Consider the following 15,252-nt stretch of genomic DNA (forward strand, 5'->3'; position numbering starts at 1 on the left):
GCGGGGTTCCACCTCTTCCCATTCCGAACAGAGAAGTTAAGCCCGCCTGCGCCGATGGTACTGCACTGCAATGCGGGAGAGTAGGAGGCCGCCTTCTTTTACAGACAGGTTCCCTCGCTGACTGAAAGGTCGGCGGGGGAATTCTGCGTTTAGGGGATATGGTTTTGTGGTTACATTGTTTAGAATGTTGCAACATGATATATAATGCACATCATGGTGAACCATGACACAGAATGTTGATAACTGCTAAAACATGAATTGATGTTATGCCAAGAGGCCTTTCCCTAAGATATTTTTATGTATTTTATTGATAATTTGTGTTGTATTATTTTTCTTTCCGCCTTTAATTGATTAACTTTGCACCTACTTTATAGAATTCAAACTATTCTTCTGCATGTTTATATGAGTTGGCAGTGATAATATAATGAAGTATATGGGAAATGATGACGTTATAGAAATATTGGAAAAGGCAGGTATAAAGCCTACCTCCAACAGAATATTGGTGTTGCGTGCTTTGGTCAAAAGTACCTGTCCTTTAAGTCTGTCGGATTTGGAGATAAAGTTGCTCTCTTTGGAAAAGTCCAGTGTGTTCCGTGTTCTGACATTGCTTTTGAAACATGGAGTGGTGCATACTATTGAGGATGGCAGAGGGATTGTGAAATATGAGATATGCACAGGACATGGCAATTGTACGGGAGATGATTTGCATGTGCATTTTTATTGTGAGTCCTGCAACCATGTCTATTGCTTTGATAAGATACGTGCTCCAATAGTTGAACTGCCTGACGGGTTCGCAATCAATTCCATAAACTACATGCTGAAAGGAGTCTGCCCAAAATGCTGTAACAAGCGATAGGGAAGGAACGACAAGTATGTCGCTATCTTTACTTTTATTTTAATTGTAACTATTCAGTCCCTCATATTGTCATGCAAATATGAGGGACTGAATAGTATTTGCTATTTTAGCGTGTAAAATGAGTTAAAATAGTTTTTATATAGTTAATTACCCCCCCATTTTGCTTTTTTTATGCAATATATATGTAATTTTGCAATATTATATACTTGCTGCAATGACTTTATGCCTGTATGGCAAAGCCATAAAGAGATAGAACATACTATAAACCAACAAAATACATGAAACTGAAACATCTTTCGATGCTGATATTGGTGACAGTCACCAGTTTCAATGCCTCTTGGGCATTAGGCTTTGCCGATGTCCCAACAGGATGGGCAAAGGCTGTATTCAACCATTATGCCCAGAATCCACAGTCGGAGATTGCGGAATCTCCACAACCTAACGAATCATCTGCTGCTTCTATGGAAGGAACGGATGAGGATGCAGGTGGAACAACATTACAGAAGTCTGATCTTGCACTAAATGATGCAAGCAACTATAATAGTAATAATAACACATGGACACCGGCTGCAAATTTCCCAATGCCGTTGAGGTGGATTGTCAAGTCATCGAGCACAGGTAAATACAGCATAGCAGGCAATGGTATTGACGGCAATCCTGTCGCGACTCTGACCAATCCGGAGGACGGCTCAGAGCCTTCTATAGTTGTACGCCAAAGTGGTAAAATAACATTGACACAAGCAGCAGATGGTGACTATGAGCAAGGCAGCTTGGATATAAATATCATTGTAGGCAATGATATCACAAAAGACGACAATCGTTTCTCGTTTGACACAAGCGGGATTCCTGTCAGTGATGGCATGTCCATTATTGCCACGGGCATAAAGATGACTTTCAGCGATGACCATTTCTGGAGTCAGCCAAAGAAAAATGGTATGACAAATGGTCAGAGCATACCGAGTGATAATGGTGGCAATAATGTGGAGAGCAAAATCCCTACCGGTGGAACATTCTACAAGTTCACTCCCAAGAAGTCCGGAGTATTGGCTGTCAAAGTGAACTGGGGACGGAACGATGGCAAGCTCTGTCCACTCTATATCTCAAAAAACGGGACTCCAATAGAGGCGCAGTATAAAAGCAATAATGCATGGACCGGTGGAATAGGCAAAGGTGAAACTCCTGAAGCTACACAGAATTATACAGATACTGTCAAATTCAATGTTGAAGCCAATGCAGAGTATTATATGTATGTCACAGGCTCAAAGTTAGGCTTCTATGGCTTTGAGTTCTATCCCGGTGATGTTGCAAAAGCAGAGTTCTCGTATGGTGGCAAACCTATCTCCTTCAAAGCGGTAGGGGAAGCCGAAGATGTACACAGCGAAGCGACAATAGAGATACCTGCAACGGAGGCAGGTAACGAATTCCAGATTTATGTCAAAAAATATCCGGGCTGCAAAGTGGTGAATCCGTGGACTGATGTGGACGGAAAATTACACGAATGGGAAGTGAATGGTTACCATAAACTATACGCCCCAACGGTAGGAGAGGACGAACGCCGCTTCAAATTTAAGGCTACTTCACTTGATGGCACGAAGACTGTCACATATATAATAATAGCGAAGCTGCTTAAGACCAAGCTGAAACTGGAATATACATATCCTGAAGGGACAAACATTTGGGACAAACATGCAGGTGGTACAAATCCGTTTGAGCAACCTGCGCTTCATGCATACAAGATTGGTGATGACGGCAAACCAACTACAGTAGATGTAATCGAAAATATACAGGGCAAACTGACCTTTGTGAGCGATATGCCAAATGTTGCCACTGTGGACGAGTTTGGAAATATAATCATTGTTGACGGAGGTCTTGGAGGTGCAAAGGTTTATGCGGAGTTTAAGGGTGATGATTACTATGAGCCTGCAGAGACTTTCTATAATTTCATCATCAAAGACGGATACTATACAAAAGAAATCACAACAGAAACTCCGGCTCCAGTAATGAACCGTAATAATCCTGATGGTACGGAGAATGCTGACTATGACATTCGCGGTACTGTCAACGGCACAGAACAGGCATTGGTCAGAGTCACTTTCGGCGGCTGGAAGCGTAATGAACATAAGTACACCCCTATAGGCAAAGATGGGGCAGGCAATGACAAACCAAGCGACAAGACAGACGGTTGGGGACAAGGAACAAAAGCGTCTGACTGTGCATCTATTGACGGTTATGAGGTTTCGGTGTCAGGAAAGAGTGATGCCATGGACGAGGCGATGAAACTGGAGTGGCGCCGCAACGGATGGCGCAACGGATGGTTCAAATCACCAACCCAAGACGCTTCTGGCAATATCGAAACTTATCCTTTCACCCTTCCTGTGCGTGGTGCGTACATGACTTTTGAGCCGCAGATGAATGGCTACCTTACGGTTTACATCTTGCAGAATGGCTCATGGAATACGAACAATGATGGTATCAAGCCAGGTGAGTTCCGCCCACACGCCTTCCAAGTGGTGAACCAGCGCGGATTGCCATTGAGACAGTTCTCTACACACTATAGTGTTACGACGAAACAGGCAGTCACAGATGAGTATGTATGCAAACCAGTGCTTCCCGAGGGGTTCTTTGACAGCGAAACCGGGCAGGTAAGATCTTTCTCAGATAAAGATATGAAGACAGCAACCCCTGGTTGGGAGTTTGACAATAACAGCAAGAACATTGCCAATTGGGAAGAGTTTTACACATACTTTGACGACAAGGAGCGTGCAGCTGTCTACAACAACTGGAAAAATGGTGTGCGTGGTGCGCAGAGCGTCATAGAACTTTCGACTGGTTCCTTCATGACAGTGCAGAAAGGCATTGTGAAGTACAGATTCCATGTGACAGGTCATGAGACTTACTATTTCTTCTCAAACTTCTCCAAACTGGGATTCTGTGGGGCTAATTTCGTTCCGGATGCTTATCCTGAAAGCACAGGTCAGGAGGTGGATGAAAAACAGTTGCAGCCTACAGCAGAACTTGAACTGTCTGATACATGGGAACATATAAAGCTGGTTCCTATAGTAGATAGGGAAGACTATCCTTCAGGCGTGAAGCGTAAAAAGTTTGTTGTTGAAAATATTGAGAAGGTAAAAGAACATTTTTCTGGTTATATAAATGTGAATAATGTTCAGGTCCCACAGTTCAAGACAATCACCGTCAAGCGTGATTTCGTGAAAGACAAATGGAACACCCTCACTTTGCCGTTCAACATCACACAGCACCGTGTGGAGGAAATCTTCGGCAAAGGAACAGAGCTTATTCTTCTCAATGGCACAGAAATCACAGGTGGCGGAGATGCTGTCAGACTGCATTTCATCTACCATGAGATTCAGAATGTCCTCCCGGGCTATCCATACCTGATAAAGCCGACATTCGAAGGAGTCGATACGGAGGCAAAATTCACCAAGAATAATGGCACTGTACATGATATACTTGAGTTTGACAATGCCGATGAAAAGAATGTCCTTAAAGCGTTCACCGTTCCGGTGAAGCATCTTAATCCGGACATCAAGCAGCAAAATATTGTCTGTGGTGACTATGAGACACGTGGCATAGAAGGCTATTGCCATCCTGGAAATGATGAAGATGGCACTGAACTGGCGACAGGTAAATCGCTATACAGTGCGAAATATGAGGAGGGCGACATATTCCTCAGTGATGGCGATGGCAAGCTGTATGTGTCAAAAGGCTCTTCCTATGGCAAAGGCTACCGTGCTTACATCAAACATACGGGAACCGGTGCTCCTGCCAAGTCTATTTCCATGGTTTACTCCGGTGTTGACGACAACTTTGACAACACAACCACAGAGATTCGTTTCACGGAGCTTGCCCCGGAGGCAGCCATGGCATTAGGATTGAGAGGGGTATACAACCTCAACGGACAGAAGGTTGCGGAGACGGCTGACAACCTGCCTTCCGGAATATATATCGTTAACGGACAGAAAACTGTTGTAAAATAAACTGCAAGTGTTATGAAAAAAGTATATACAAAGCCGGAGATAGAGATTATCGAAATGGACGAAATCATGGAGACCGCAATTTCGCAGATTGGTACCACAGGTGCTGCTCCCGACAATGAGGGCGGTCATGGCAGTGGTCTGGAAGCCGGTGGCAGTGATGAAGAAGTGCCGGAATGTTCCAAGGGCGGTTTCCCATGGGAAGATGGTTTCGGCTTCGATATGTAGTTGTTATTCTGTTACACTCTTTAGACGTGTCCTCTTGGCAATATGCCAGAGGCATGGATAATATTATATTGTTTAGCGTTGGATGAAAGATTGGCGTTTCTGCCGTCTTTTATCCAACGCTTTTTTCATGTTTTTGGCATAAAGAAATGCCAAAAATGATGTTCTTCATCTCTGGTTTATGTCCTCAACAAGCACTTTTGACGCGTTTTTTCACCATAATGAAAATATTTTCCACTTACAATACGCACAAAAACAGTAACTTTGCAAAAGCTTAGCTGCACATTGGCATTCCGTGCAAGGCGACTGTACTCGATTCGAATTGCATCAGGAACATTGTTTGAATAACATTTGAAACACCATAATTTTTATTGTTTAACTAAATCAACTGACAACATCATGAAAAGACTTCTTCTGCCACTGATGTCCCTACTGCTGCTCTGCGTCCTCCCTTCCGAGGCGGCACGCAAGGTATGGGTACTCGGTGACTCGACCGCAGCCTTGCAGGACGAGAACGGAAACAAGCGCGGATGGGCACAGATGCTCCAGCAATTCTTCAATGTCGATGAGGTGGAAATCATCGACAAGGCGAAGTCTGGAGCGTCAAGCAAGTCGTTCTACAAAGAGACTGCCTTCTGGCCCACCATCCGTCCGCAAGTAGGCAAGGGTGACATCGTCATCATCCAGTTCGCACACAATGACGAGAAGTGCGGCGGAGCTGACGGTGACGAGCTCAACGAGTTCTTCAAAACCCACCCGAACCAACAGCCTTCGGACTGGGACTATTCCAACAAGTATCGCGGAACCCATCCTTCCAGAACATTCCCTGACTACATCAAGGCGTACATCGACGAGGCAAAGGCTGCTGGAGCGACACCGATTGTCGTGGGAGCCATCTGCCGAAAGTATTTCTCCGGCACGAAAATCAGTGCCGCCGGACAGCACAACCTCTGGCAGAAGTTCGACAGACTCGAGGGTGGGGTGTACACAAAGGACTATACCGGCATGGCTTCCGATGACGGTTCCATGAACTATCCATTGCAGGCTAAGAAGGTTGCGGACTCTTATGATGATGTTCCGTTCGTTGACCTCACGTCTGCCACAAAAGAAATGTACGAGAATTTCGGTGAGAAATACTGCACCGACAACATCTTCTGCGTGACTGACGCCTCCAAAGGATGGACAGGCGACGGCACACATCCTTCACCCTTCGGTGCGACACTCATAGCGCGACAGTTCGCACAACTTGTCAAGGACCAATACAATTCCGAGACCGACGCGAAGAAAAAGGCTGTGTTGAAGCTCCTTGCCGACGGCACAAACCTCACTTCCGAAATAACCTTCTCTCCGACAACCGGCGACCTTGGCAAAGCGTATGTAGGTCAGACGCTCACAAAAGCCATAAGTGTCTCCGCCTTCTCCATAGCCGAACCGACCGGAACTTTCACGTTCACCACAACGGGAGGTTTCCTTGTGTCCACGGACGGCAAGAACTATGCTGAAAGTGTGACAGCCGATTATTCCGGTTCCACCCTCATTCAGACACTTTACATCAAACTCGACGTTGCATCCAAGGGCACCATCTCCGGCACACTGAAGGCTGCCTGCCCGTCACTTTCCGGCGAAATAGACCTTAAAGCGGAAGCCATCTCACTCGAAGGCGGCACGGCAGTGAAAGTGTTCTATGACCTTTCGTCCAACACCGATGTGACCGTGACAGGACCATGCAACGCCCTTCCCGAGACATATAGTAATATGTACGCGAAGGATTACAACACCATGAATGCGAAAGCCGACTGGAGCGGCACTGCTTATGAAGGTCAGAACCCGAGGGTGCAGCGCAACTGTATCGAGGGAAACAACTGGCCCGCAGGCGAGGAGGACGAGAACACAAGCCGCTATATACAGTTCGGCATGACCGCACCTGCCGACATACAGATTGCCATCAGCAAGATTTCCTTCTATGCAGGAGGAGCCGGCGGCAACGGAATGAGGTTCAAAGCGTATTACAGCACAAGCCCTGACTTCCCTACAAACGAACAGAACACCACGAATTTCCTGTGGCAGACAAGTATGACAAGTAACAAAGCGTACTACGTGGAGACAGTGCCTGTGGTGACAATCGCTGACGGTGAGACACTCTATGTTCGCCTTTACCCTTACTATTCCTCTGCCGCTTCAAGCAAGACATTCTGCCTGAAGGACATGACCATAGAGGGTGTGGCTACAGACCTCTCTGCTCCTCAGGCGGAGGATGTGGCGTTCGGACTGACACGCGAGATGAACGGCACGACATTTGCCGAGGGTACGGAGAACGTGAAGAACTCATCGCCGGCAATAACCGTGACAAACATCTCCACAATGGACAGCCCGGGAAAGAACCAGACCATGAAGCATGGTTCGGCAACTCCGACATATACCGTCCCTGACGGCTGGCGCAACTACTTCGTGGCAAAGGGCACGGGCGTGAAGGACAGCTATGTCGACGGATTCTATTGGGGCGTGAAAGTTTCCATTCCTGAGAACTATTCCCTCAACATCTCCGGACTTTTCTCCGATGTCTATGGCGTGAAAAACGTGTTGACAAGCAAGTTCGTCGTAAAGACCGACCTCAATTCCGAGAGTTTCCTCTATGACGGAGGCGAGTTTGCGGCAAATGTCGAGAACGGTCTCTGCACCAACAATGTCGATGTCACTGCGGAAGACGCTCTCAAAGAGCTCAGCGGCGATGTGTACATCCTTATGCCTTGGTACTCGGGAAGTGGCGCGACATACTACGCACTGAAAGACCTGACAGTGACAGGCACACTGACAACTGCCTCACAGTCTGTTAAATACAATCTCGCAACCTCTGTGTCTCCTGCGGATGCCGGCACAATCGTAGCCAATCCGGGTGGCGACCAAATCAAGGAAGGCAAGACGGTCACCCTGACCGCAAAGAGGAATTTCGGCTATAAGTTCCAAAAATGGACTCTCAACGGTGAGGACTATTCCACAGAGGAGAAGATAAGTTTCACAATGGACGGTGACAAGACATTCAACGCTGTCTTCGAGACAATTCCGGTATACACCGTGAAAACTTTTGTCAAGAACGACGCTGAACTGTCTCTCGGCTCCGTCACTCTCTCGCCGGACGACAACAACGGCAGATACGAGGAAGGCACGGAGGTGACCGTGACGGCAGAAAACTCAAAGATTCTCAACTTCCTTAAGTGGGAGGACAACAGCACTGTGAACCCTCGTGTGATAACTGTCAACAGTGACATGAACATCACTGCCGAGTACGAAGTGCAGGATTTCATCGCTGTCTTTGATGCAAGCAAGGTGCAGGCGTATGCTTATCCTACCACAGCCAACTATCCTTTCCCTGCCGACCTCACATGGGACGCGGAGCGCAACGCTACGGCTCTGGTGGTGAAGATGTCTGATGGTTCTCCTGTATATACAAAGGACGGTGGCACACCTGTGGTGAGAAACCGCATCGGTGTTGTCACAACGGGACTCAATGGACTTTACCAGAACGGCTACAAGACCACCGACATCGCCTGGATGTACTGCTTCTCAACAGCGAAATTCACTGCTGCGACCTTCGTTTCACAGATGTGTGCAAAGAACAATGCCGACAAGAACTATAAGGCGCAGTATTCTCTTGACGGCAAAAACTTCATGGACATCGATGGTGCCGTATGCCAAACGACAGGTGCAGGAAAGATTACCGATTTCGTGTTCGGCATCCCTGCCGATGCCATGGGCAAGGAAATGGTGTACATCCGCATCACAGGTACCGGTGAGGGCATATACGGAACATACGATGTTGAGGGAACATTTGACGGTCTGGAGTACTACCTCCACTCAGAGTCCGGTGTCGGCAACGTGTACATCATGGGCACTGCCGAGGTGGAGAAAGACTCCGAGGCACCTGTCGTAACAAGCACTATCCCTGCTGACAATGCCACCGGAATCTCTGCTTCCGGCAAGATAACAGTCTCTTACAATGAGCGTGTCGAGGCAGGAAACCTTGTCAACGGTGTGGCTTCACTTAACGGAAAGCCTCTCACTCCGACATGGAACACACGTTCCGTTTCCTTCGATTATGTCGGTCTGGAATACGGAAAGACTTATACATTCACCATGCCTGCGGGCTATGTGGTGGACAAGTCCGGCAACAACGGTGACGCCGTGACACTGGCATTCACTGTCATGGAGCGCACAAAGCCGGTGGCAAGAATCTTCGATGCCATTGTTGACAAGGCGTTGTCACTCGGTTATGGCGAGAGTATTCCTGCAACGGAGACCATGCCTAAGCAGTATCGCTACATCCAGGATGCAATCAACGATGCTCCTGCGTCATCTGCAAAGCCATACCTTATATATATTAAGGAGGGTTACTATGACGATCCGAATCCTTATTTCAACTCAAGCTATGGCACACGCTGGACGGATGCTTCCATGACCGAGACAGAACGTATCGGCGGAAACGGCAAGAGCCTGGACGGAAAGGTCAAGTACGACGACTGCCGCCTTGTGCATGTCAACAAGCCTAATGTGCACCTCATCGGTCAGGATGTGGAGAAAGTCATCATCGCTTCCGACCGTCAGGACGGCGGAGACAAGAACAACTGGCAGAAGCCGTGGTATCATGTCAATGCCGGTGCAACGATTGAGGTGCAGAGTGGTGGCGACGGCTTCCTTATGTCAGGCATAACTGTTGACAACGAGAACTGGACAAAGGACCGCAAGGCTGGTCCGCAGGCTCTCTGCCTGAACACTGACGCTGACAGAATCGTGTTCGACGGTGTGAAAGCGCGCTCTTATCAGGACACATACAAGAGTAATGGCACCTACAAGCGTGCGTTCTGGAACAACTCAACCATTGAGGGCTCTGTGGACTTTATCTATGGAAACGGTGATGTATGGTTCGAGAACACAATCCTTGACATCAACCGTGAGAAAGGCGGATGGATAGTGGCTCCGAACCATGAGAAGGAGACACGCTGGGGATATGTATTCAACAACACGACCATCACGACACACTATGCGTCAGATCCGTCCACTTACTCCATATCATTCGGACGCCCTTGGCATGAATATCCGAAGACTGTGTTCCTGCATACAACGATGGAACTCACTCCGATTAGCGGCTATTGGTCAGAGACAATGGGTGGTCTGCCTGCACTGTGGGCTATCTACGACATCAAGGACAAGAACGGCAACGCACTGCATGATGACCTTGCGGACGAGAATGGTAACAAGGTCTACTCCGATGCCTCTATCAAAGACTACTGGTACACTGACGGTTCGGGCAACAAGGTCACAGGTGAGTCAAAGAACTGGCTGTCACCTTCCGACATCGCACAGTACACTGTCGAGAACGTTATGGCAGGAGACAGGACAAGCAACGCACAGACCGGTGTGTGGAATCCTCTGTTCATTGTCGAGAAGACTGAGACTCCAAAGGTTAATGTCAATGGAAATGTCCTGACATGGGATGCGGACGACTTCGCTATCTGCTATGTCGTGACTGTCAACGGCAAGCCTTCGGCATTCCTCACCGGCACTACTTTCGTGGGTAACGAAGGCGATAAAGCCACAGTGCAGTCTGTGAACGAGCATGGAATCCTGTCGCCTATGTCAACGGAAGTTGTCCTCGGAGCTTCAACGGATATAGAGAACCTCGAATCCTCTGACAGCCGCAACCGCAAGGACAATGGCAATCTTTACAACACTGCAGGACAGCGTGTGACAGAATCCGCCAAAGGAATCCTTATAAAGAAAGGTGGAAAGTTTGTCCGCAAATAAGGTTTTTCTGATGAACTGTCCGTAAGGACGAAAACCAAAAAGAGCTGTATCATTACTCTTAACCGAGTTTGATACGGCTCTTTTTGGTTTTTATGATTACAGAAGACCTTACCGATTTTACCTGAATTTATTGAAAAAAACGCTTTCTATCTGAAATTTGTGGCAACTATGCCACTTTTTTCAGATAGAAATGCGCTTAATTCAAAAATAAATAGTTACCTTTGTATCTGAAAAAAGTGGCATAGTTGCCACAAATTTCAGATAGGATGAAGATACAAAGACATAAATATCTGGCACAGTTAGAGTCCATGATGCACACGGACTTCGTGAAAATCATAACCGGAATACGCAGGTGTGGGAAATCATACCTGCTGTTTACTCTGTTCACTGACTTCCTTTTGGAACGTGGTGTCGATGCGTCACACATCATAAAAGTCAGTCTGGACAGTTTCAGTAACAGAAAACTTAGAAAGCCGGAAGAGTTGTACAGCTTTCTTGATTCGCAAGTAAAAGATTCGGAAATGTACTATTTCCTGTTGGACGAGATACAGTTAGTACCTGATTTCGCAGAAATCCTTAATGAGTTCCTGAGACGTGGCAATGTGGACTTATATGTTACCGGAAGCAATGCAAAACTGCTGTCAAAAGATATTATTACAGAATTCCGCGGAAGAGGATATGAAATTAAAATGTATCCCTTGGCTTTTAGTGAATACATGTCAGCTTTTGACGGTACCATTCAGAAAGGTCTTGACCAATATATGGTATATGGTGGATTGCCGCAATTGTTCGATTTCCCGACGGAAGAGCAGAAGTCACAGTTTCTGAAGACACTGTTCAATGAAACTTATCTGCGTGACATCAAAGAGCGTTATGCCATACGTAACGACGATGATTTGGAAGAACTGATGGATTTGGTCTCTTCAAACATAAGTTGCCTGACCAATCCCAACAAATTGGCTTCCACATTCAAAAGTGTAAAAAAGTCAGACATCAGCTATGAGACTGTGAAAAAGTATCTTGAATATCTTGAAGATGCATTCATAATAAAGAAGGCTACCCGGTATGACATAAAAGGCAAGAAATACATAGGTACGCCATTCAAATACTATTTTGCTGATTTAGGCTTGCGCAATGCACGTTTGAATTTCCGCCAGATAGAGAGGACCCATCTGATGGAAAACCTTATATACAATGAATTGCTATATAGGGGATTCAATGTTGATGTCGGTGTTGTTCCTGTGCGAAGCGTCAATTCCGAAGGCAAACAGCAAAGGACGCAATTGGAAATAGATTTTGTATGCAACCAAGGAAGCAAACGATATTATGTCCAGTCAGCTTACTCTTTGCCTACCCCTGACAAAGTTGAGCAAGAAGAAGCATCACTCAGGAAAGCCGGGGATTTTTTCAAACGGATAGTTGTGACAGGAGACGATATCGTAATAAGTAGAAACGAGTATGGCATTACCACAATGAGCATCTACGATTTCCTGCTGAATGAAAATTCATTGGAGCTTTAGGAGCAGACGTTCGCGTAGGAATGAAATGTTGATTGGTTCATGAATATTACTTGCCTCCAGGCATTTCCGACCGCAAAAATCATGCATGAGTTTTCAAATGTTCTGTTTATCATAATCGGCAAAAAGTGACTTTCTGAAACGGAAAATAAGGTTTCAGGCTGTCAAAGGTGACCTTTCTTTGGGCGGATGGTTACCTTTGACTATGTGAAAGGTAACTTTTGGCATGGCAAAACAATAGGGAAAACACTGCGTTTCAATACCAAAAATGCACAAAAAGGTAACGAATCACAGTGTTATTTTCATGTTCGCAGTTGTCTTGTGTATAGTAATGAATTGATTTTCAGTGTCATAGTGGAATGTGAAAATCTTGCGATATTTCGCCGTTTGTTAATCTTTGGCTGTTTTTTCGTAAACCATAGAGGGCAAAAACGGTACGAGTTTTCTAATTCTGTCTGCTGTGGGAGCAATTGGTTTTCTTCATGCAAATGTTGTGTCAGCCTGTGTCGGTGCGTATAAAGTCCGGATTTTGTGCATGCCGGCAAAAGATTTTCAATACAGCATTTGGATAATATGGAAATTATACGTATCTTTGCCAAAACAATCAAAAAGAACAACTTATGCTAAAAAAATATTTAGACCCGAAGGCTGACCTGACATTCAAGAGAGTGTTCGGTGACCACCCAGACCTTGTCATCAGTCTGCTGAACGCACTTCTGCCGTTCGACAGCAAGGAGGAGGAGATTGAAAGTGTGGAATATCTCCCGACAGAGCTCGTGCCGGACAACCCACTGCGCAAGAACAGTATTGTCGATGTGCGCTGCCGTGACAACCAAGGCAGGCAGTTCCTTGTGGAGATGCAGATGATTTGGTCAAGGGAGTTCACGCAGCGTGTGCTGTTCAACTCTGCCAAGGCGTATGTAAGGCAGATGGACAGCAAAGATGACTACAAGCTGCTGGAGCCTGTCTACTCGCTCAACCTTGTGAACGATGTGTTTGAGAAGGATGTGCCGGAATACTACCACTACTACCGCATGGTCCACGAACTGTACTCTGAGAAAGTGATTGACGGTCTGCATCTTGTCTTCGTGGAGCTTCCGAAGTTCAAGCCTCACACATTCTCTGAGAAGAAGATGCAGGTGCTGTGGCTGAGGTATCTGACGGAGATTGAGGAGAAGACCATCGATGTTCCGCAGGAGTTCCTTGACAATCCCGACATCCGCAAGGCGCTCACCGTAGTTGAGGAGTCTGCCTACACGCCGGCGCAACTTCTTGGCTATGACAAGTTCTGGGACATCATCCGCACGGAGAAGACTTACTACAACAGTGCCCACAGGCATGGTTATGCGAAAGGACATGCAGAAGGTATTGCGGAAGGAATGGAGAAAGGCATTGCGGAAGGAATGGAGAAAGGTATGGCGGAAGGAGAACTGAAAGGTGCTGAGAAAGAAAAACGTGACACCCTCATACGCATGCAGAAAGCCGGCACAAGCATAGACATCATGTCTATTGCGACAGGTTTGTCTGCAGAGGAAGTCAAGAGACTATTAAATCTGTAGATATTATGTCTTGGCAACTTACTTGACCTTGAAGCAGTTGTAATAATAATAGACAGTGAAACCCTTATGGAATTTCACTGTCTGTTATTATAAATGACAATAATGTTGTGAGTTTTCTAACTTGAACTCAATAAAAACCGAAAATGCGTCATAACCTTTAGGTAATGGAAACCACAAGCTATGACGCATAATCAAACTTTATTTCTTCTCCTTCACGACATAAACAATCACCGGAAGGTGGTCGGAATAGCCGTCAAGCCACTGACCTCCGGCATGCGTGCGCTTAGGATTTCCCTTGTACTTTCCTTCTGTCTGGAAGAGGTAATCGCGACGGAAAATCTGGTGATTATAGTATTTCAGTGACTCACAATCCTTCATCACAGCCTTCTGATAGTCCTTGCCGCCGCCATTGACAAGCAGGTTCGGAGTGACAAGAATCTGGTCGAAGAGATTCCATGCGCCATTGTATCTGAGAGTTCCGGTGCCGCTCTTCAGCACACTTATCCACGGATTGTACAAATCACCGTCACCAACTTCGGCAACATTTTCCTTGCCGCGCAAGCCCTTTGTCATGGAACGGTCTGTCGGGTCGTCGTTCATATCGCCCATGATGAAGAACTTTGTTTCCGGCTCTTGCGCAAGGATGCTGTCCTTAATCTTGGCCAACTGCTGCGCACCGCTGACACGGTAGAAGTCATCGCCACGCAGGCGGGACGGCAGATGGCACACTATGCAGCATACTTTGTCACCGGCTATTGTGCCCCTCACCACAAGGAAGCCACGGGTAAAGAATGTTGTGTCCTCACGCTCGAAAGGGACAAGGCAGGTCTTCTCGTTGTCAATCTTGAACATCTTAGGATTGTACAGCGCCGCAACATCCACACCGCGCTTGTCCACACCCTCGAAATGCACAAACTGCATGTCACGCTTCTTCAGCGGTTCCTGAGCACAAAGGTCCTGAAGGCACTTTGCATTCTCCACCTCCGACAGTCCGATGAAGGCACAACCGTAAGGCAGCTTGTCGGTAGCCATTTCCGCAAGCACGTGAGCCATGTTCCTTAGCTTGTGAGTGTACTTCAGTCCGTTCCACTTGTATGAGCCTGTCGGAAGGAAATCGTAGTCGCGCTTGCCCTCGTCATGGCAAGTATCGAAGAGGTTTTCCTGGTTGTAGAAACCGATGGCATACATTGAATACTTCTTCTGCGCAAAGCACACGGCAAGGGCAAGAAAAAGGAAATAAGTGAGAAGAGATAATCTTTTCATAGTCGTATAGTTTTACGTATTATTATGTTGCTCAGCTT

At 46.6% G+C, this 15,252-nt stretch carries 7 protein-coding genes and 1 rRNA gene; 7 read left to right on the plus strand and 1 reads right to left on the minus strand.

Features of this window, described 5'->3' with window-relative positions:
• From rrf to HPS57_RS13865, 7 genes are all read left to right on the plus strand, one after another.
• A 5S ribosomal RNA gene (gene rrf / locus HPS57_RS13835) occupies window positions 1–97 on the plus strand; the annotation flags it as partial.
• Window positions 98–424: 327 nt separating this feature from the next.
• Window positions 425–856, plus strand: a complete 432-nt coding sequence (locus tag HPS57_RS13840) for a Fur family transcriptional regulator (RefSeq protein WP_253946589.1) — start codon at window positions 425–427, stop codon at window positions 854–856.
• Between the two features lie 278 nt (window positions 857–1,134).
• Complete coding sequence (locus HPS57_RS13845) at window positions 1,135–4,854, plus strand: hypothetical protein (RefSeq protein WP_172184135.1); 3,720 nt, start codon at window positions 1,135–1,137, stop codon at window positions 4,852–4,854.
• 12 nt (window positions 4,855–4,866) lie between these two features.
• Window positions 4,867–5,079 carry a hypothetical protein gene (locus tag HPS57_RS13850; protein ID WP_135940897.1) on the plus strand — a complete coding sequence of 71 codons (213 nt, stop codon included), beginning with the start codon at window positions 4,867–4,869 and terminating at the stop codon, window positions 5,077–5,079.
• Window positions 5,080–5,475: 396 nt separating this feature from the next.
• Window positions 5,476–10,875 carry a pectinesterase family protein gene (locus HPS57_RS13855; protein WP_172184137.1) on the plus strand — a complete coding sequence of 1,800 codons (5,400 nt, stop codon included), beginning with the start codon at window positions 5,476–5,478 and terminating at the stop codon, window positions 10,873–10,875.
• A gap of 266 nt (window positions 10,876–11,141) precedes the next feature.
• On the plus strand, window positions 11,142–12,395 hold the full coding sequence (locus tag HPS57_RS13860) for an ATP-binding protein (protein WP_172184139.1): 1,254 nt from the start codon (window positions 11,142–11,144) through the stop codon (window positions 12,393–12,395).
• A gap of 617 nt (window positions 12,396–13,012) precedes the next feature.
• Window positions 13,013–13,951, plus strand: a complete 939-nt coding sequence (locus tag HPS57_RS13865; protein ID WP_172184142.1) for an Rpn family recombination-promoting nuclease/putative transposase — start codon at window positions 13,013–13,015, stop codon at window positions 13,949–13,951.
• Window positions 13,952–14,149: 198 nt separating this feature from the next.
• On the opposite strand, the gene HPS57_RS13870 is transcribed toward HPS57_RS13865, so the two are convergent.
• Window positions 14,150–15,214 carry an endonuclease/exonuclease/phosphatase family protein gene (locus HPS57_RS13870; RefSeq protein WP_172184144.1) on the minus strand — a complete coding sequence of 355 codons (1,065 nt, stop codon included), beginning with the start codon at window positions 15,212–15,214 and terminating at the stop codon, window positions 14,150–14,152.
• Window positions 15,215–15,252 lie beyond the last annotated feature (38 nt).

This window comes from Palleniella intestinalis, assembly GCF_013166595.1.
GTDB classification, from domain to species: Bacteria; Bacteroidota; Bacteroidia; order Bacteroidales; family Bacteroidaceae; genus Prevotella; species Prevotella intestinalis.

Coding starts and splice junctions, on each gene's coding strand:
- HPS57_RS13840 (WP_253946589.1), top strand. CDS start 425: ATGAAGTATATGGGAAATGATGACGTTATAGAAATATTGGAAAAGGCA.
- HPS57_RS13845 (WP_172184135.1), top strand. CDS start 1,135: ATGAAACTGAAACATCTTTCGATGCTGATATTGGTGACAGTCACCAGT.
- HPS57_RS13850 (WP_135940897.1), top strand. CDS start 4,867: ATGAAAAAAGTATATACAAAGCCGGAGATAGAGATTATCGAAATGGAC.
- HPS57_RS13855 (WP_172184137.1), top strand. CDS start 5,476: ATGAAAAGACTTCTTCTGCCACTGATGTCCCTACTGCTGCTCTGCGTC.
- HPS57_RS13860 (WP_172184139.1), top strand. CDS start 11,142: ATGAAGATACAAAGACATAAATATCTGGCACAGTTAGAGTCCATGATG.
- HPS57_RS13865 (WP_172184142.1), top strand. CDS start 13,013: ATGCTAAAAAAATATTTAGACCCGAAGGCTGACCTGACATTCAAGAGA.
- HPS57_RS13870 (WP_172184144.1), bottom strand. CDS start 15,214: ATGAAAAGATTATCTCTTCTCACTTATTTCCTTTTTCTTGCCCTTGCC.